Here is a 19,048-nt window from a genome sequence, read left to right on the forward strand (position 1 = left end):
ATTGTTCCGCTACATGAGTGAAGAGTGAGATGCCCATTGGCCGGCCCGATTGGTTCCTTGTCTATTATCGAAATAGTAAATAGCGACTTATGCTCCGATACGACCGCGTGTGCTTACTTGCTGCGCTTGCTCTGTTCTGTATTCATCGAGAATCGGATTGTGCTGAAACGGTTACTTTTGCACCGCACACTTTCACGATTCCCGGTGGTTTTGAACTCAAGCGTGTGGCCGCACCGCCTTTGGTAAGGCGTCCGATTCATATGTGCTTCGACGATGAGGGCGTTCTGTATGTCACCGACAGCTCTGGCAACACGGATAAGGCCCCGGCACAACTGAAGAACCCCGCGCACCGGGTGTTGCGACTGGTAGATATCGACGGAGACGGCGTTTTTGATAAGTCGACCGTGTTCGCCGATCGGGTGCCATTTCCTGAGGGAATCCTTGTTTACCACGATGCGATTTACGTGGGGGCACCGCCCTATATTTGGAAGATGTCGGATACCGATGGCGATCACGTCGCGGATCAGCGATCCGTTTGGTTCGACGGAGGGTCGATCGAAGGGTGCGGAAACGACCTGCACGGTCCGTATCTGGGACCAGACGGATTCTTCTATTGGTGCAAAGGCGCGTTCGGCCCGCAGGAACACGAACTGGACGGTGGCAAAACACTGAATTCACGCGCCGCCCACATCTACCGTGCTCGCCCCGATGGCAGCCAACTGGAAGTAGTGATTACCGGCGGCATGAACAACCCGGTCGGGCTGGCTTTCGGGGAAACTGGCGAGCGGTTTCTCAGCGGAACTTTCTTCGATTTATCTGAACCCGGCAGGCGTGATGGAATTCTGCATGCCGTCTATGGAGGAACCTACGGAAAGGAACATGAACGAGTTCTGGCGCCGCTTCCCAATACAGGAAGCCTGCTGCCAATTATGGCGCAGCTCGGTCCGGCAGCACCTTCAGGCATCGTCATGCCACGTCATCGGGCAGCGGGTTGGAAAGATGACCTTGTCTGCGCCGAATTTAACACGCGTCGTGTTTCGAGGCATCGGCTATCGATATCCGGTTCGTCCTACTCTGCCGAACCGAGTGTCCTTATCGAAAGCGATCAGTCAGATTTTCATCCGACTGATGTGATCGAGGATGCGGACGGAAGCTTACTGGTCGCCGATACGGGCAGCTGGTACATGATCTGTTGCCCGACTTCTAAGATTGCCAAACCTGATATCCTCGGGGCGATCTATCGAATTCAAAGAAAGGGAACGGCGCCGCACAAGGATCCGCGCGGCCTGAACTTTGACTGGAGTCTTCCCGAAGTCAATTGGCTTTCCGATGAGCGACCCGCAGTGGTCAAGCGAGCGATCGACGCGCTAGCGGCCCGTGGAGAAGGTTCGTCGAATCCTGTTGTCGACGAGCTGCGAGCGGCCACCGCTGGCGTTCCGGCGGTGTGGTCGTTGCACCGAATCCGAAGTCAGCAGGCGCGGTTGGCCGTTAGGAAGTTATTAAATGCGGATGCCTCTGATGTGCGCGTCGCGGCGATCCAAAGCGTTGCACTTTGGCGCGATCGAGAATCCATAGAGCCACTTCTCGCCATTATCTCCGATGATGACGCGCGGCTTCGTCGACTTGCGGCAATGGCTCTCGGCAGAATCGGCGACAGCAAGGCGGTCGAGCCGCTGCTGGCGTCCTACTCCGCCGAACTCGATCCGTTTTCAAAACATGCAATTATCTACGCACTCTACGAGATCGGGGAAGTCCGCGGCCTACCTGCAAATCACCCTGCTGCTCGTCAGGTTCGGAAAATGAGATATGTTGACGAACGAGGTGTTGTTCCGAGTGACTATCCAGAAATTGAGTTTTCGGAACCCTCGCCGCCGGACGAAGAGAAACTCGCCCGACAGAAGAAACGCCTCGACGAACTCTCCACGTTTCTGCCCCGTGGCGATCTACGACGTGGCGCGAAGCTGTTCGAAGATCGACAGAAATCCAAATGCGTTATTTGTCATCTCAAAGGCGAGCGGGGCGCCAGGCTGGGGCCGGATTTGACAAGGATTGGTACAATTAGAAGCGAACGAGATTTGCTGGAAGCGATTGTCTTTCCGAGCGCATCAATTGCGCGTTACCACGAAACCTTGACCGTTCTGACGAAGGACGGGATCGTCGTCTCCGGCCTACTGGTGAAGGAGACGGTGGACACCATGTTCCTTTCTTCTGCGGAAGGGGTCGTTAAGTCGGTCGCGTTTCAGGATATCGAAGAAGCTCGATATTCCAGCGTTTCGTTAATGCCTGACGGATTTGACAAGTTGTTAAATCCTGGCGAAATTGCAGACCTTGTGGCCTTTCTAAAGCAGCCACAGCTGACAATTGAGCCTGCGCAGTCCGACATCGAATAGTAACATCTTTAATGAAATCACACGAGAAATAATTTGCTGTGTTCATTACTGTGAAGAAAGCTGCCACATTGTGTTCTACAATGATGATCCGACGGCGACATCGGTGAGCTATCGGGCTTGGATCGGTTCAAACTCGAACTGGCAAATAAGCGTGGGGCAATTATTCACTGCATCCGTTTCAAATCGGGTGAGGATACCGAAGTCGACAAGAAGCTGATGCAGTTCTCGAAACACTTCGGTGGCCGGTACCACGTCATCGACGTCCGGCAACTTTCCAAAGACTGATGCTCCGCGCCGCTGCAACTCGGATCGACTTATTGAGAGCCAGCCATGACCAATCTGATCACCACAACCCGGCTGGCCGGAAGTTTGCCGCAGACCGTCCCTGCGCGACCTGGGTGGTATCGAGATGCCGCCGATCAGCACGGCGAGGCATCGGCGAATCCCGAGACTGCGGCGCGGTCGGCTTCTTATCTGCCGACCGCTTGGAAGGGACTGGCGGTCAGCTTCCTGGGGCACGCAGCGCTGCTACTGCTGCTCGGCCTGATCTTCTTTCATCGGGACCTGGCACCGGCATCGGAAGCGATCGTGATCTCGACGGCTCTCGACACGGCGGTCGAACCGCTGACAGCCGTGTCGATCGACGTCTCCGATTCCGCTTCGGCTTCGGTCCCGACGTTCGAGCAGACATTCGAGCATGTCGCCTCTGATTCCTTTCTGCCGACCGCCCCGTCGTCCCCATTTGCTGCGAATGTCGGTGCGCAAGCGACGCTCGCGGGTGTGAATCTCGGATCGCTCGTCGGGGACGCCGGCGGGACAACCGGTTCGGGTGGGGCCGCCAAAGGCAAAAGCAAAACGAGCTTCTTCGGCATCGAGGCCAACGGAAAACACTTTGCCTTTATCGTCGACCGGTCCGGCAGCATGTCGACCTTTAATGCGATCTACCATGCGAAGAAAGAACTTATCCGCGCCATCGGCGCGCTCGGCGTCGACTCGCGGTATGACATCGTATTTTACAACCACGAACACGTCGCGGTCGCCTCACCGCAGGGATCTGAAACTCTGCGGGCATCGTTTAAGGAACAACTTCCTCAGCAAATTAATGCCGTCCTGCCGTTTGGAGGCACGAATCCGATGCCAGCGCTGCGTGTCGCTTTGAAAAGGCGACCGGATGTCGTGTTCTTTTTAACAGATGCAAACTTCGGTCTGTTCGACCGGAACGACTTAATGGCGATCTCAAACTGGAACGAACACGGTTCGACGATCCACTGCATCCGCTTTAAGACCGCGGAAAACACGTACGTTGACAGCTTGCTGAATGCGCTCTCGGTGCATCACGGCGGCCGATATAACGTCGTCGATCTCAGGCAAATCGGACTGGAGTGGATTGGTCAGTGATGGCGTTCGAATTGCGAGCCCGCAACCAGATGAATCGCCCTTGCTTGCGCTGCGGGCTATCAGCAGTTCGGGCTTGTCTTCAGCGCCGTGATTAATCGTCGATGTCGACTTCGACGTAGCCATTCTTGAAGCGATAGTTGACTTCGTATTTGCCGTAGGGGCCGTAATATTTTTCGGTGTAGCGGCGCGGTGAAAAGCGGGTCACGGTCGGCAGCGGCTCGTAGACCGGCGGGCGATAAGCGGCGACCGGAACGTAGGGCTCGTAATACGAGAACGCCGGGGCATAGGTGACCGGCGGGGCATAGAATCGCTGCACCACAACCGGCGGACCGTAGTAGTAACTCGGCGCCGCGTAGTAATAGCCCCCCGCTTCGGAACTCGCCGCGTAGAAGGACGCTCCCGCGCTGATCATTAGAGCGACGGCGACGGCACGAATGCCGTGGCTGGAATGCATGCTCATCGAATTCTCCTTCGCAGATTGTCGACCCCAATGCGGACGATCGCCCGCAGGTTCTCATCTGAAATCATACCCGAACACCGCCGCAAAATCCGCGCATGTATTCTTTGGAGAGGGGGTCAGTTTGAATGTAAGGGCAGCTCATTTGTTGGCTGTGAGTGCCTCCTTAACGACTCGCAGAGATCGCGACCTCATTCGTGCCAGCTTGAAGCCGTCACGACTTTGAGATTGCTCGTTCCGGGGGCGGCGAAAGCGCCGTCCCCGGCCACCCGACGCGCCCTTAGGCGCGGCAAACTCTTTTGTTCCGATCGCTTCTGCTACCGAATGGGCCGGAAGATCCGGGCGAAGTTCGGAATAAACGGCACTCCGAACTGCTGGTAGTCTTCGTCGATCGTGACGTAATCGCGGCCGTCAGGGCCGCGCTTGACGACTTTGTGATAGCAGAACCCCTCCAAGCCGGGGATCGCCCAACCTTGCGGGACGCCGTCCTCGGTCTCGTTTCCGATCGGCAAGCCGTGGGGCCACAGGAAGAAGAACGCTTTGCCGACAAGTGCCGACCGATGTACGGCGTAGCGATGCGTCGCCCCGCGGACGTTGCTCCACAACCGGCTGTCTTTTGATCGCTGGCTATTATCGCCGAGCATTAAGAACTCATCCGGCCCCAGTTCATAGCGGTAGACTTCGGGAGGCACGGCCTGAGCCAGCGCGAGCAGATTGTCGAGGTACAACCGTCCCCATCGTTCGGGATCGGTCACGGCGTCGTTGAGGACTTCGTCGGGCACCGCCGATTCCAAAAAGAAGTCGCCGGCCTGTTCGAACCGCTCGAACAGCGGGTTGAGATATTCGCCTCGGTAGTAAATGTCGCGGTCGATTTTTAAGTCGCCGACGGTCAGGTCGACCCCCCGCGCGGCGATCCCCACCGGCGCGAGATCATTCCCTGTCGGTAGCTGCACCTCTAAGGCACCGTAAGGCTGATACTCGGCTGCTGCGCCGAACTTCACCTCCGAACCGTTAATGAGCAGCCGGAGCCGATCGTCGGTGTTGCTGAAGACGACATCGTAGGCCCCCTCGCCTTTGAGCCACGTATCGGCCTCGGCGAGCATCATCTCATCGTCCGGATCGTCCCCCGCGCTGAGCGCGTCGAGAAACGACAGGCGTGCCAGACCTGTGGAGGGATCGATCCGGCAGCGATAGCGCCGCTCGCCTTCGACAAGCTCGATCAGTACTTCGGGATTTTCGCCGATCGCGGCGATGTCGAACGAGGCTGAGACGGCCAGATCGCCGACCCAATACCGCTGATTGTCGATCTGATTGATCCGAGACGACCACGCGTTGTAACCGCAGAAATCAAGAATGAGGGACGCCTGCGGGTCGGGTTGTTCTCCGGCAAGCACCCGCTCCCAATCTCGTTCGGTGGGTGGCAAATGCCGGTAGCGAAGCCAACGCGGCTTATCGCCTGTTGCCGCGTCGCCGGAGAGGGCGAACGTTCGGCTCTCGTAGTCGGCATCCCAGCCGACGGCGTCGAGCGACCAACCGGCCACGTTGCCCGGTGCGCCGTCTTTGGCGGCGGGGAACCATCGCTCGGGATAGCCGGCTTCGCTGAGTGCCGATGCGGGCAGATTATTGTCATAAACGACAAACCGCATCGCTTGCTCTTTGGCATACGCCTGCTTGCGCAAGATTTCGGCCCGCCCGTCTTCGCCGATGCGGTACAGATCGCCCTGCTTGATTTCGAGCGTCTCGCCCGGCAGGCCGACGAGCCGTTTGATGTAGTTCGTCTCCGGGTCTTCGGGATATTTGAAGACGACGACGTCCCATCGATCGGGGTTGCCGACTTCGTAGGTGAATTTGTTGACGATAATGCGGTCGCCGCGGAACGCCGGATTCGATTTGACGTCGAACTCATAGCGGCAGTTGGGGCAGGTCGCCGTTTGAATCCGCTTCGGTGCGATCACGACCCCTTCGAACTGGTTGCGGCCGAATTCCTCGCTCGCACCGATCTCGAAGTGAAAATCGCACTCAGGACATTCAATGTCTTTGTGCCGGCCGAACAGCGTTTCCGCCATCGAGCCGGTCGGTATCACGAAGGCTTCAGCTTCGAACGTCCGGACCAGGAACGCGAAGATGAAGGCGATCACGATCGATTCGATCGTGTCGCGCGTCCCGTCCTTAGAGCGGGATTTCTTCTGCTTGGCTTTTTTCTGTGCCGGAGTCGCACTCGGCGTTTTTTCGCCCTTCGACTTCGTTCGTGCGGCTGCCTTGGCCATCGCGTCGTCACTCCGTTGAAAGGCATCAGGTTCGATCGCGCACCGAAGTTCGATCCGATGTGCAAATTGGATCGCTCAGGGAACTGCGATCAACGAACCCGAGAGTTGCCAATGCCACTGAAATCAATCCCCGCGATCAGCGTACGAATCTTACGCGGCTGAAGTCGGGGATTCGAACGTCGAGCGTTCGATTTCCAAAGTTCAATGTGCCCGGGCGAGATGGCAAGTGCACGACGAACGGTTTGCCGATCAGCAAATCTCCAGCGACGGCGCCTTCCGGCCAGGCCCGGCTGTCGAGCGACACGGGACTGTTATCGCCGAGCACGAAGTACTCGTCGTCCCCGAGCTGATAGGGTTCGTCGATGCCGTTGCGGGCCCGTCCCGCCGTGTAATGAACGTCGCGGAACAGTCGCAGCCGATCGATGGTCACTTCTCCGCGGCGCACCCCGATCCGCACCGGTGACGGACCGGGTTCGTACTCTTCGGAAGAGGCATACGTCAACGGCTCCAGGGCCAATTGGCCGTCGAGTGCCACGAGTACCTGGCGATCGATCACCGACAGCTCGACCGAAATCGGCCCGGTCAAATCATCTGGGCGGAGCGTCGTCTCCCGCAGAATTTCCCCCGGACGCTCGGTCGAAACCAATTGCATGCGGCCGTCGCCGGCATCGATCAAGACCCGGAAATGCTCACGACCGTCGGCGATCTCGAAGGCGATCTCCGCTTTTGGGGAGAGGGTCACATCGGCAACGAGCATCAGATCGCGGACGTCCCGCACCCCGACACCAGCGGGGTCATGGTTGTAGGCGTAAGCATCGGTGATCGGGGCTTCGTGCGATTTGCGGCGCAGTTCGTCGACGGTCGCGTGAAAGATCGGGCTTCCGTTCCATAATTTGATCCGCTCGGCCCAATCGGCTGAGAGCACCCCGGTGACAGTCAGCGTCCGCTTCGACGGGCTCCAGTCGAACGGCATGAGCGGCCCGCTGATGACCGGCTCGATCGGTCCGGCGCTCTTGGGAATCGTGGCCGAAGTCCGGTGCATCCCGCCGGCGCGAATCCGATGCCGATACCTCATCCAGTGATAAGTCGGTTCGCCATTTGATTCGGCGTCTAATTTCGCTAGCTCAAATCGGTATCCGCCTCCCTCGGCGGGACTCCAGCCGCTGCCCCGGGAGGCGGTCCAGCGAGACTGAAAGTCGGGATCACCCAACGGCAGGAACGACGTGTCATGCACGTTGATCCGCATCCCACGTTGCGATTCGAGCGACTTGCGACACAGCTTGCCTTCGACGTAGACGTCACCGTCACGCACCTGCACCGACTCGCCCGGCAGACCGACGACCCGCTTTACGTAAGCCTGCTGCGGATCGCCGGGGTTGCGAAAGACGACGACCTCCCACCGCGCGGGATGTCGAAAATCGTAAGCGTTCTTCAGTACGAGAAGTTGGTCGCCGTGATTGCGTGGCACGATCCCGGCATTGATATGACGCTGCCCGCAGTTCGGGCAGTCGGCCCGATCACGATCCGACAGCCGGATCACCCCTTCGTACGACGAATCGGAGTCGCTCGCGTCACTGTCATCAGACCCCATTGCCGGACCGGTTGGGGAATTCTCGTCGATTGACACGCCGACCGCGAAATATCGTCCACATGAAGGGCATTCGACCCGCTTGTGGTAACCGTACAGTGTCGGAGCCATCGACCCCGTCGAGATCATATAGCCTTCGACCTCGAAGGCGCGAAACAGCACGACCGACATCGCCAGCCCCGCCAACGTTTCCGCCAGCGCGCGAAACCGCGTGCCGCCGGATTCGGCGGTGTCACCGTTCGGAATCTTTTCCGATGCTGCAGACGGTTGGTTGATTGGCACGGCGGGCGGGGAGAGGCGATAGAAATGTGTCGGTCGCGGAACAGCCATGTATGCGGCGCGGCCGCGAGCCGCGGGCGTCGATCATCATTCTAGTCGACAGGGCGGGGGCACGGGAACAGGGAAGCCGCACGATCACGCAGCTCGCCATTTCGTTCGATTATCAACTGGCGATATTGCTGCTTGTGAAGGTGGCGATGGACAGCGCCCGCTGTGATCGCGGCTTCACATTCGTTTCCGACGGGAATATTTCCGAGCAGTTCCGACTTCGAGGGTTTGCGTTCTGGGGGCGGCGAAAGCGCCGCCCCCAGCCACCCAAGAAGATCAATTCCGGCATTTTGAATCCAATCGCGACTTGGATTTGCTGCGCCGCTGCGGATCGAACTGCTACGATGACGGGGGGGCCGTTCCGAATTCTGAGGAGAATCACCGATGCGAATTGTTTGTTGCCGCGAAGTTCTTGCCGCGGTTTGCGTCGCCGCCATCCTTTCCGCGGGCTCGGTGTCTGTGGGCGTTGCGGCTGACGACAAGCCCTCGTACACGGGCCAATGGAAGAACTTCAAGTACGGCACCAGCGGCCCCCTGACCTGTACGTTTCTGGAACAGGATGGCGAGAAGTGGAAGGCCGAGTTCACCGGGAAATTCAAAGGCGAACCGTTTCGCTACCCGGCAACCTTCAGCGCCAACGAGCAGGACGGAGGTATGGCCTTCAAGGGGGAAACCATCCTCGACGGAGACAAGTACGAATGGTACGGCGGTCTGAAAGACGGCAAGATCGCCGGCCGCTTTAAATCGCTCAAAGGCTACTACGGCGAGTTTCATCTGAAGAAGGATGACTAGAAGCGAAAAATCGAAAGCGACCAACGGCCCTCAAGCAACTGGAGCCCCGGCCGTTGGCATCGTCTTTGCGTCAGTGATTCTCCGGAACAAATATCGGCTATCAACGGCTTGAGTAGCGACGAGTTGGTCGCTTAACGACCAATGTTGCCGAGCCGGTTGCCGGAACGAGAGTCACTTTCACAAGCACAATGCCATGATGAATTGGTTCGGAGGTTGGGAACCACTGATTGCTGTCATCGCGACAGCACCGGTCGTCTATCTGGCCGTCGTGGCCATGATCCGCATCGCGGGCAAACGCACGACATCACAGATGAACAATTTCGACTGGATCGTGACCGTCGCGATGGGCTCGCTCGTCGGTTCGACGTTGATCTTGAAAGACGTGTCGGTCGTGACCGGACTGACGGCGATTTGCGCTTTGCTATTCTTCCAGTGGCTTGTGACTTGGGGGCTGATTCGCTCTCCAAGGCTGGAGACGGTCATTCGATCGAAACCGACTCTGCTTTATTATCGCGGCGAGTTTTTGAAGTCTGCCCAACGCGAAACGCGTGTCTCTCAAGGCGAAATCCTTTCCGCCGTTCGCGGGTCCGGAGCTCAATGTATGGAAGAGGTGGCTGCTGTCGTCTTGGAAACAGATGCCACACTCAGCGTCGTCGCGTATGGGGACAATTATTGCAGTGAAGATATGAAGGGGATGGATATTCTCAGCGACATCCCGAACATTCCCGATGACGGATCTCCCACACCGGATCCGGTGAATGCCTGAGCGACATCAGATGACGAAATCGGTCTCGCGGCCGAGGATGCGATCGACCAGATCGAGTGGGAGATCGATCGACAGTTTATCGGGGGACATCATGTCGGTCGGGTTGATGCCGCAGTATTGCGACCACGGCCCGAGATGCCGCCATCGCCCCGCGCGGCCCGGCTCGTTCTCCATGACCGGTGTCGTGCAGCGATTGCAGCCGATCGTCGCGTAGCCTTGGGCGTGCAGCGGATTGACGATCACGCCGTTCTCGCGGATGTACTCGCTCAATTGCTCCGCCGAGAAGGTCGACAGCGGATTGATCCGAATGCAATTGGTTTGCGGGTCGAGAGCCAGAATCGGCAGCTGAGAGCGGTTTCCGCCGTCGGAGCGGCGCAGGCTCGAAATCATCGCATCGAACTGATCGGAAACGGCGAGCAGCGGTTCTGACTTCCGCATGTGACAGCACTGCTGCTGGCCCTCGACCGACAAATACAGCACGCCGTGTTCCTGTGTCTGTTTCTCCATCGACCATTTCGGCATCAGCGTCCGCACCTCGAGTCCGTATTTCTCGATGATGCGATCGCGAGTGTCGTAGGTTTCCTGAAACAGAACGCCGGTATCCACAAACAGCACCGGAATTTTGACATCGAGTGTTGAGAGCATCTGGCACAGCGCGCTACCTCCCCGCTGCATGGAGGAAAGCGCTGCCAATCGGTCGCCGAACATCTCCGCGGCCCAGCGGATCAATTCCTGTGGGCTGCGTTCTTCGAACGTCTCGTTCAGTTGCCGAAGGTCGGCTTGCGTCAGACGGGCCATTCCGGTTCCGGAAGTGTGCGGGACTTAAACAACGGAAATAGATCGGCCCGCATTCTAGGTGGAGGGTCGCAAGTTGAAAACGAAGTCCCGAGAGGGAACGGCAATCCCGACTCTTAGGGCTTCAAAAAAGCAGCCGCGACTGGCAAGGAGCGGGTCATCGAAACGATCCACTTCCTGCCGGGCGCGGCTGCAATCAGCTTGAAACTGACTTTGAAGTCGAGCGAGGAAACTATTTCACGTCCCACCACCACCGCTCAGCCGGGGCGTCGTCCGCGGCGGCTTGGGGAATCGTCGCGAGTCGACCAGATTCCTGCATGATCGATGAATCGGCCAGAATTTTCGTGACGTCGCCCTGCACACCACCCGCCGCCTGGACAACGACTTCGCCGCCCGGGTAGACGCGATGATTGACAGCCGACGGCACGGTCTTGGGCGAAGCATAAGTCAGCGGTTCATAGGCTCCGCCGTTGGCGAACACGCCGCGGTCCCAGGCGGCTCGATCGGCGAGACCTTCCCGCTCAATCACGGCAGACGCGATCGACAGGTCGAAGATGTTCCGTAAATCGGCGAACACCGGTTCTTCTGCCGACAGGGCGTCGTACAGCGCCGTGAACCGCTCGGCGAACGCCCGGTTGTATTCGCCCGCCTGTCCCGTATGAATGCGGCTGCCGTCTTCGGCGATGAATTCGTCTTCCGACTGACAGCGGACTGCCGAACCAACGAACTCGAACACCGATCGACCGGCGTCGTGCATGACGGAATCGTAATTGACCGTCAGCCACCAACGCAGCGCCTTCATCGGCTCATTCGCCGCGTCTTCGCCGGTGAGCAGGTCAAAGTAGCTCGGAATGCCGCCTGCTTCGAGATCGTCGATCCCGATCAGCTTCATCCGATAATCGGCTTCGACAATCACTTGAGCGATGCGCGAATCGAGCGGAACGCCGTTGACCACGACATCCTGCTCGCCGAGCAGCTCTTCGATCCGGTCGACAAAGTTCCGCGTTCCTGCACCGCTCGAAAGCGAACCGCGTGATTGCGACTCGGCGACGAAATCGCGGACGGCCGCGAGATTATCCTGCCGAGGCACGATCAGGCACTGAAACGCACCGAGGCCGGTCGGGGCGAACGTTCGCATCGCCACAACAAGGTCATCCAGCTTGAGAGTCGGCTGATTCGACTCCAGCCCGATGGCCCGGCCGGTCTCATCGTACTTCCAGCCTTCAGCCGGTCCGCCGAGCATCACGTCGCCGCGTGCTTCATCGACGAAGACGTAGCGGACCGACGTGATTCCGGCGAGTTGCTGCATTGTCTGAGGGACAGGGCGACCTTCGCCCAGTCGCTGAGCGACTTCACGCTCCAGCCGAACTAGCGAGACGATGCGAAACGGCGAAGACGCTGCCATGTCGTCGTTCAGGTCGGCCTGTCGGGCTTCGTAGGCGAGCTTGCTCAGGCGATCGGTCTGCTCCTGCCGGGTCAGCGTCGTCAGTCGTCCCATCGGGTCGACATGAACGCCGTTCGTGTATTGAGCGATCGAACCGCCGATCCCGTCGACCGCCATCCACGGACCGGCCGTGTTTTGCTGAATCAGCGCCAGCAGTTCGGCGAAGTTCGCGACCGAAGCTCCCCCGGCCAGCGTGCCGTCCTGGCTTTCCTGCGGCTCGATCAGTCGTCGCAGGGCAGCGCGACGGTTCTGGAACTCGCCCGCGTCCAGCATCGCCTGGGCGATCTGTCGGGTCAGTTGCTCGCGCTCGCTGACATCAGCCGACTCGGCGATGGCCATGGCGCGACCATACTCACCGGCGACCAAATGCTCGGCCACTTCCTCAGTGAGGGCGGTTTCCGCAACCTCTTGAATTGCGACCGACCCGTCGACGACCGTTTCTGCAGGTGCATCAGCCTTCGTAGCCGGAATGACCGGGGCACCGTCCGCCTCAGATGTCACGGCAGGCTTATTCGCGACGACCTGACCGGAAGTCGAATCAGATGAGTCGGAATCGGCGACCGTCCGCCCGTTCGCGTTCCAATAGAATGCGACTGCGGCGACGGCAAAAACCACGGCGGCCGCGGCGACATATCCGCCGCCGGCTGATCGTGTACGGGAAGAACGTGAGGATGGCACGTGGAAAGCTCCGCTGAGTGCATGAAATTCGGTGGCGAAATCACGGCGCACATGTGCACCGGACTGCGCCCTCCACCGTGCGGTGTATTGTCAGAATCGTCCACTGACCGAGCAGCGTCAAGCGGTTTCCCTGGTTTCGCCAGTTTACCGACGACTCCACGCAGCATGTCGACAATCTCGGAAGCTTCGGCAGGACCGACACGGGTGGAACATTACGTCCGCAACCCCCCGAAATCCGGCACTTTCGACGATTCCGTCACAAAACACGTAGCTTCGGAGGCCTCTCAACCGGAATTCCGCTAATTTTCCCTATTTCATCCCTATTTGGATCGTGCCGCCCCTCGCTCGCCACGTCGGCAAGCTCCCCCAACTCAACTCTCGCCTCTCGCCCCTGGACTCTCGCCTCTCCCAATGCCTGAACTCCCCGAAGTCGAAACGATGGTCCGCGGCATCCGCCCGCATGTCGCCGGACGCGTCATCACGCGTGTCGAGCGATGCCGCTGCCGCTATCGACCGATCGACGTCACCCCGTCGATGCGGCAGATTGCGCGAAGAGCGACTGGTCGAACGATCGTCGAAGTCGCCCGGCGGGCGAAGCGCATTCTGCTCAAACTCGATTCCGGCGATTGCTTTGCGATCGAACCCCGCATGACGGGACTCATGTTGGTCGATGCCGCGCCCGATCGCTCGCACCTGCGCATTCGCTGGCGGTTGGACGATGGGAACGACTTGTGGTTCTGGGATCGTCGCGGGCTCGGCACGCTCCGCCTTTACACGCCCGATGAATACGAGGCGGCGCTCGGCCCGGATCGCCTCGGTCCTGAGCCGCTGGATATGTCGACTGCTGATTGGAAGCAGCGATTGACCGGCCGCTCGAGGGAAATCAAAGTCGCCCTGCTCGACCAGAAACTCGTCGCCGGGATCGGGAATCTGTACGCCGCCGAGATTCTGCACGCGGCCCGGATCGACCCGCGGCGCCGCACCGAAGGACTCTCTGGCAGAGAAATCGGCCGTATTGCCGCGCGGGCGATCGAAATTCTCAACGAGGCGATCCGCTACGAGGGCTCCACACTCAGCGACGGGACCTACCGGAACGCGATCAACGGCGAAGGCCGCTACCAGAACGAACACCGCGTGTACGGCCGCGCGGGCCAACCCTGCGGCTCCTGTGGTAAAGCCACGATCGTTCGCATCGTTCAGGCACAGCGGGCCACATTCTATTGTCCGAAATGCCAGCGGTGAGCGGCCAGTCGGCTGTAAGAAAGAAGTGCCAACACTCGTCTCAATACGCCGGATAAAAGGGGATCGCGATGCAATGCCATGTCAGGTTGGCCCGGTTTTCAACGATCGGCTCACCGGCCTCGACCGATTTCCGGAACGCCGCATATTTCTTTTTAATATTGATATCCAACCAACGGCTATGGGCGAGGTCGAGTTCTTTGATCGCGTCGTCATACCGCCCCGCGCGGGCAAACGCTTCGGCACGCACCTGGTGTTGATAGTAGGAAAGCGTCTCCGGCAGTTTGACCTTCTCGGCATGAAAAACCGCTTTTTCCGCGTCGGTTACCGCTTCGTCCGGCGTCGCCGAATGCAATGCAGCGAGCCGAGCATGCACGTATGGCACGATCAGCGACTCCGGATGGTCGTTCAGGCACCGTTCATAGGCGTCGAGCGCGTCTTGATACTTTCCGGCAACGAGTAAACTGTCGCCGCGGTGAAGCAGTAAGATCGGTTCGTTCGGAGTTTGTTTTTCAAGATAGGCAATATCTTCCAAGGCGTGGTCGCGCGGTTCAATCCGTTGTCGGCATTTCATTCGCATGTACCGGGCGTGCCAGTGGTCGGGATTCTTATCGAGAAGAATGTCGAGCCACTCGGTCGCCTGACGAATCTTGCCGGCCTGAAAGCGCCTGCGGGCCTCCGCGAAACCGGTCCGGCTGAGATATTGCAGCGAACCGTTTTCATTGCCCACGATCGGCGGGAGCTCGATACCCATCTCGTTGAGTCGTGCTCCCGCAAGTCGACAGCGGATATCGAAACCGGGAGCTGAAGAAGCGATCTCGAAGAAATAGGCCGCATCGTCCTTGTTGCCACGATTTTTAAGGATCGTACCGATCGCAAACGCTCCCACAGAAGCCGAGCCGTTGTTCATCGCCAGATTAAACAAGCGATCCATGATCGCTTCTCGATCAACGTCGTAAGGGTCGGCGATCAATTCCTTCATCAGCCTCGCTTGCGCGCGAAAGAGCATATGATCGGGGATGTACGTGTTGAGGCACTGCTCAATATGAAAGTCGCGACGTTCCGTATCGCCGAGCCGATCGTAGATGCAGGCGAGGTAAATACGAAATCCTCCGTCCTCAGAATTCGGAAATTCGAACCGCTTCTCAAATAATTCGGCTGCCTTGTCGAGTTCGTCATTCGCGTAATATCTCATCGCGGCACCCGTTACGGAGCCGTAGTCATTCTTCTGGGCATCGGCTTCGACGGTCGGGCGGTACTGTTGCCATGCCTGTTCGAACTCCGGACCGCCATAGCGAATACTCCAGCAGAAATAATCATCCTTGCGGTCATAGCGGTCCCGGATTTTCTCCATATAGTCTCTCGCCTCACTGATGTCGCCTGCCTGCTCGTAAGCCCTCGATAGAACGTAGAGGCCGTTATAAGAATAAGAATCCGCAGCCTTGCGGGCATACGGGATCGCAGCCTCGTAGTTTCCTTCCCTCAATAGAGTGGATGCAATGATCGCGTTGATACTCGAATGCGTAAGGCCCGAGTTCGGCCACGCCAGTCCTCGCTGGAAGGCCTCACGGGTTGCCGCCTCGTCCCAAGCCAGAAGCCCCGCCAGCGGGGCGTGCTTATCGAGGATTTCATAATTGGGGGAGATCGATATCGACTTCTCCCAGCAGCGGGTCGCCTCTTCCAACCTTGCGAAGTCGCAGTGGTAATCGCCGAGTTGTTTCAATACGGCGGGGTCGTCGGAAAAATCGGCCTCGTACTCGTCCAACTTATCGGCCACGCCGGGGATGGCGTACTGGATCATCAGGCTCGCGGAAACCGAAGAGTGCGGGGCGAGCTTTGAGATCGTCGTCGTAATTCTAATCTGGTTACGCAGATCCCACGTCCGAACTCTTAAGTTCGAGAGCTGGTCGGGCAGCGTGTCATCAAGACTCCAATTCACAGCCGCGTGGTGACGTGAATTGTATTGTCGCACATTGGTGCGGCCCGTAATAAACTGTTGTGTGATTTGATATTGTGACGGCTGAATCATCCCGTTCTGCAGCGCGTTATAGACTTTCGTTGCGGACTTGCGGCCCTCGTCGTAGTCGTAGCGAAATAAATTAAGAGATTCATGCAGCCGGTGGGCCGACTCGTATTTCAGCAGCCGTTCGATCTCATCGTCGCAGTTCACACCGTAAACATTGCGTTGCAGGATGATCGTCTCCAACGAAAGTCGCATCGATTCGTCGGACAGAATTCGGCCGAGAAAACCGAGGCTCGGCTCCTGGTTGTCAAGTTTTGCATCCTGATAGCGGATCAATTGGTCGATCAGCCGTTTGCGCTCGTCCTCCTCCGGCGTTCGATTCTCATTTACTTCCGCGAGCGGAAAATTAAACTCTGGTTCGATCGCGATCTGCTCGAGCGGCAGGGGCTTGCAGTCTTCCGGCAAGCCGGCGACGGTGCCGAGCGGTTTGTAAAGCCATTCGGCCACATTGCCGGATGCCTCTCGGACTCCCCGACTTTGCGTGCCGAGACCATACTGCGTATAAAGCTGATAATGAGGCACTGTGGATGACGGTTGATGAGCCTTCAAGAAGGCAATTGTGTTTAAAATCTCGTTGCGATGCAGGACCATTGAGGCATCCCGGACCGCCAGCGCCGCGCCGACCGATTTTGCATCTTGGTCAGAGTAACTGTGCTCGATGAGATCGCGGCGATTTCCCAAGCAATACTGCTTGACCGATCGCACCCATGCGGGAAGGCTGTCGGAAGCCGACTCGGCCGCTTCGATGTCTTCAAGTGCCTGCGCAGGAAGCCCGACTAGCGCATACACAAAGGCCCGGTCGGCCAGTGACGCGGCACTCGACCCGGACAGGCGGACCCCGCGCTGGGCGTAAATTAAGGCCCTCGCATAAAGGGGATCGCTGTGAATGCCCAGATACCCCTCCGCCAGCATTCCGAGAATCGCGTAGGATCTGCCGAGGCGTCCGAAAAGCTGCGGGTCAGCGCCATGTTCTTTAATCAGCCCGTGCAGTTCTCGCACGAGGGCGTATTGATGAAACGAATTCCAAGAGAATTGCAATTTTGAAAGGTTGGCGTCCGGCTCCGCTGCCGCCTCACCGGGTTTCTCTGTCGATTCGATCGAAACCAAGCCCTGTGCCGTTAATAGTTGAACGGCCTGCTCCCGTGCGAAGCGTTCGGCAAAGTCGACCTGCGCGGCGAGATCGCGTTCTCGCCGACTGAACTCGGTGCGATAAACCGGTTCGGGAGTGCCCGGCGGGCTCGTTTGATTTGGTCGCGGGACGTCCGGAGCCTTCCCCTCGAACAGCTCAACGATCACTTCTTTTGGCACGGGTCTGGAGAATCGCAGGTCGAGTTCCAGTACCAAATCCGAGTCGGCATCGTCCGGCGTTTCCAGAATCGCTTCGTCGCGCGTCCATAAGCCGAACTCGTGTCGAGCCGCCATCAGAAGGGCCTGCCGCCACAGTTCCTGCTCCAGAATCTTTTCCCCGTTTCGCTGCACATCACTGCGAAGATAGAGGCAGCGGACGGGGCTCGCGTCGTTGCCCAAGGCAGAGCCCGCTGGGAAGAGCATTAGGCAGAGCGTTGCGGCGGCAATCAATCGCGAGGATGAAGCCGGGGGCACCATAGGATTCACCGTGAAGTAGGAGAGTCGATGCGAGTCTGATTGCGCAGGCCGACATCGCGACGACATTGAAGACCCGAGAGCGAGTGCGTGTCTGTCCGCACGCGCCGGTCTCTTCCGCCCCATTGGCAAGTCGACCATCCGCATTAACTGCACGAGCGTATCCGATCGCCATCCCCCGGCGGAAGCCACTACAGGTCGCGGCAAACGATTTTCACCGCTTTTCTCGGTAGCGATGAAACCCGGTTGGACGATTCGATCCCCGGCGCGAGATTCAATCCGATGTCACGGGAATCTGCTCAGATGCGGCATCGGGATTGTAGGAGCGGTTGAGCTCGTAGATTTCGGCCAGTCGGCGCTCCACCTCTTCGTCGGAACTCGAGCTTCGACGAATCTCGCTGTCCGCTTCGACTTCTACTTCTTTGGTGGGTTGCGGGCCGCGTTCGGGTCTTCCGATCTCGAGTCCGGCGATCGTCGAGATATTCAGCAAGACGGTGTCCGCATTGCGGTGAATTCCGGAACCGTCTCCCGAGGAAATCGTCGCGTTGGAAACCGGGAAGAAATGTCCGAGTTCATTGCAGATCGCGGCGACGGGCGAGTCGGTCGACCGCAACCAAATCTGGCCCTCGATCGCGAACGGACCCGCGAGAACGAAACTGGTGAAGCACTGCTTGCGCACGACCCGAGAAGATCGCTGTAGGGACGATGTCTCACTACCTAAGACGGGAAAGGCCATCAGGAGTCGCGTCTTTTGGACCAGAGCCGAAGCCAGCCGAGTCGGATTTGCGTCGTCTGACCGTGCGGAGACGGTTACATCGGTCACCGAGAGATAATCGGAGCCGGGATCGTTCAAGAGTTCGGCCAGCCGATGGCCCTTCGAAACGACCGTCCCCGTCAAAGAATGTCCTTCGGTGTAAAACTCGGCTTGGAATGCGCGTTGAAACATTGGGAATCCTGTCGTCGACGGGGCGTTGGGCGGTGTTGGCGGGACGTCGTGAAATGAGTGTGGCTCCGGCCTCTTCGCTCAAACATAGCCCAACTATGGCGTGCAAATTGTTTTCTTCCTTCCGAAAACTTGGCGCGCGAGACAACCCGTCATCGTGGTCGGTAGCGATGAGCCTTACTCACTCGTTGGTAACTTTTTCCGGATGGGGTTGCCGAATCGATTGCACCGACCGTGCCGGTTTTGCCGAAAACAGGAGTCATGGGCAGGTCGTACATATCCTTTGCGCACGAACCGTTGGTCGAGGTCATGAGAACTCGATGGGCTTCCGATGCGGCT

Annotated in this window: 13 protein-coding genes; 6 read left to right on the plus strand and 7 right to left on the minus strand. The window is 58.6% G+C overall.

Features of this window, described 5'->3' with window-relative positions; all coding sequences use genetic code 11:
* The first annotated feature begins 89 nt into the window (after positions 1 to 89).
* The 3 genes from Pan189_RS01160 to Pan189_RS01165 all read left to right on the plus strand — a co-directional run bounded on the left by Pan189_RS01160 (position 90) and on the right by Pan189_RS01165 (position 3,788).
* On the plus strand, positions 90 to 2,390 hold the full coding sequence (locus tag Pan189_RS01160; protein ID WP_145362143.1) for a PVC-type heme-binding CxxCH protein: 2,301 nt from the start codon (positions 90 to 92) through the stop codon (positions 2,388 to 2,390).
* A gap of 117 nt (positions 2,391 to 2,507) precedes the next feature.
* Entirely contained in the window at positions 2,508 to 2,675 is a 168-nt protein-coding gene (locus tag Pan189_RS21110) for a hypothetical protein (protein ID WP_310820912.1), read from the plus strand.
* Between the two features lie 45 nt (positions 2,676 to 2,720).
* Complete coding sequence (locus tag Pan189_RS01165; RefSeq protein WP_145362144.1) at positions 2,721 to 3,788, plus strand: vWA domain-containing protein; 1,068 nt, start codon at positions 2,721 to 2,723, stop codon at positions 3,786 to 3,788.
* A 91-nt stretch (positions 3,789 to 3,879) separates the two neighbouring features.
* Here Pan189_RS01165 and Pan189_RS01170 read toward each other — a convergent pair whose 3' ends face one another.
* From Pan189_RS01170 to lepB (Pan189_RS01180), 3 genes are all read right to left on the minus strand, one after another.
* On the minus strand, positions 3,880 to 4,248 hold the full coding sequence (locus Pan189_RS01170) for a hypothetical protein (protein WP_145362145.1): 369 nt from the start codon (positions 4,246 to 4,248) through the stop codon (positions 3,880 to 3,882).
* Positions 4,249 to 4,562: 314 nt separating this feature from the next.
* Positions 4,563 to 6,512, minus strand: coding sequence for a signal peptidase I (gene lepB, locus Pan189_RS01175; protein WP_310820913.1), 1,950 nt, complete (start codon positions 6,510 to 6,512; stop codon positions 4,563 to 4,565).
* Between the two features lie 136 nt (positions 6,513 to 6,648).
* Positions 6,649 to 8,430, minus strand: coding sequence for a signal peptidase I (gene lepB, locus Pan189_RS01180; RefSeq protein ID WP_145362146.1), 1,782 nt, complete (start codon positions 8,428 to 8,430; stop codon positions 6,649 to 6,651).
* A gap of 381 nt (positions 8,431 to 8,811) precedes the next feature.
* Between lepB (Pan189_RS01180) and Pan189_RS01185 the strand changes: the two genes are divergently transcribed.
* Both Pan189_RS01185 and Pan189_RS01190 read left to right on the plus strand, forming a co-directional pair.
* Positions 8,812 to 9,219 carry a hypothetical protein gene (locus Pan189_RS01185; protein ID WP_145362147.1) on the plus strand — a complete coding sequence of 136 codons (408 nt, stop codon included), beginning with the start codon at positions 8,812 to 8,814 and terminating at the stop codon, positions 9,217 to 9,219.
* 193 nt (positions 9,220 to 9,412) lie between these two features.
* Positions 9,413 to 9,985 (plus strand): DUF421 domain-containing protein, encoded by a 573-nt coding sequence (locus Pan189_RS01190; RefSeq protein ID WP_145362148.1) that lies wholly within the window; start codon positions 9,413 to 9,415, stop codon positions 9,983 to 9,985.
* A 6-nt stretch (positions 9,986 to 9,991) separates the two neighbouring features.
* Here Pan189_RS01190 and Pan189_RS01195 read toward each other — a convergent pair whose 3' ends face one another.
* Positions 9,992 to 10,783: a phosphoadenylyl-sulfate reductase gene (locus tag Pan189_RS01195; RefSeq protein ID WP_145362149.1), complete on the minus strand. Its 792-nt coding sequence runs from the start codon at positions 10,781 to 10,783 to the stop codon at positions 9,992 to 9,994.
* 229 nt (positions 10,784 to 11,012) lie between these two features.
* On the minus strand, positions 11,013 to 12,902 hold the full coding sequence (locus Pan189_RS01200; RefSeq protein ID WP_145362150.1) for a DUF1598 domain-containing protein: 1,890 nt from the start codon (positions 12,900 to 12,902) through the stop codon (positions 11,013 to 11,015).
* A gap of 411 nt (positions 12,903 to 13,313) precedes the next feature.
* On the opposite strand from Pan189_RS01200, the gene mutM reads away from it, so the two are divergent.
* Positions 13,314 to 14,144, plus strand: a complete 831-nt coding sequence (mutM, locus tag Pan189_RS01205; protein WP_145362151.1) for a DNA-formamidopyrimidine glycosylase — start codon at positions 13,314 to 13,316, stop codon at positions 14,142 to 14,144.
* 40 nt (positions 14,145 to 14,184) lie between these two features.
* On the opposite strand, the gene Pan189_RS01210 is transcribed toward mutM, so the two are convergent.
* Together Pan189_RS01210 and Pan189_RS01215 are read right to left on the minus strand one after the other, a co-directional pair.
* Positions 14,185 to 17,715 carry a tetratricopeptide repeat protein gene (locus Pan189_RS01210; RefSeq protein ID WP_310820914.1) on the minus strand — a complete coding sequence of 1,177 codons (3,531 nt, stop codon included), beginning with the start codon at positions 17,713 to 17,715 and terminating at the stop codon, positions 14,185 to 14,187.
* 325 nt (positions 17,716 to 18,040) lie between these two features.
* The gene (locus Pan189_RS01215; RefSeq protein WP_145362153.1) at positions 18,041 to 18,712 is read right to left on the minus strand and encodes a DUF6812 domain-containing protein; all 672 of its coding nucleotides are present in this window, start codon (positions 18,710 to 18,712) and stop codon (positions 18,041 to 18,043) included.
* Positions 18,713 to 19,048 lie beyond the last annotated feature (336 nt).

It is taken from the genome of Stratiformator vulcanicus (assembly GCF_007744515.1).
Classification (GTDB): domain Bacteria; phylum Planctomycetota; class Planctomycetia; order Planctomycetales; family Planctomycetaceae; genus Stratiformator; species Stratiformator vulcanicus.

Excerpts from the sequence above, each read along its gene's own strand:
- Pan189_RS01215 (WP_145362153.1), bottom strand. The coding sequence starts at position 18,712 with ATGTTTCAACGCGCATTCCAAGCCGAGTTTTACACCGAAGGACATTCT.
- mutM (WP_145362151.1), top strand. The coding sequence starts at position 13,314 with ATGCCTGAACTCCCCGAAGTCGAAACGATGGTCCGCGGCATCCGCCCG.
- Pan189_RS01170 (WP_145362145.1), bottom strand. The coding sequence starts at position 4,248 with ATGAGCATGCATTCCAGCCACGGCATTCGTGCCGTCGCCGTCGCTCTA.
- Pan189_RS01195 (WP_145362149.1), bottom strand. The coding sequence starts at position 10,783 with ATGGCCCGTCTGACGCAAGCCGACCTTCGGCAACTGAACGAGACGTTC.
- Pan189_RS01160 (WP_145362143.1), top strand. The coding sequence starts at position 90 with ATGCTCCGATACGACCGCGTGTGCTTACTTGCTGCGCTTGCTCTGTTC.
- Pan189_RS01165 (WP_145362144.1), top strand. The coding sequence starts at position 2,721 with ATGACCAATCTGATCACCACAACCCGGCTGGCCGGAAGTTTGCCGCAG.
- Pan189_RS01190 (WP_145362148.1), top strand. The coding sequence starts at position 9,413 with ATGATGAATTGGTTCGGAGGTTGGGAACCACTGATTGCTGTCATCGCG.
- lepB (WP_145362146.1), bottom strand. The coding sequence starts at position 8,430 with ATGGCTGTTCCGCGACCGACACATTTCTATCGCCTCTCCCCGCCCGCC.
- Pan189_RS01210 (WP_310820914.1), bottom strand. The coding sequence starts at position 17,715 with ATGCTCTTCCCAGCGGGCTCTGCCTTGGGCAACGACGCGAGCCCCGTC.
- Pan189_RS01185 (WP_145362147.1), top strand. The coding sequence starts at position 8,812 with ATGCGAATTGTTTGTTGCCGCGAAGTTCTTGCCGCGGTTTGCGTCGCC.
- lepB (WP_310820913.1), bottom strand. The coding sequence starts at position 6,512 with ATGGCCAAGGCAGCCGCACGAACGAAGTCGAAGGGCGAAAAAACGCCG.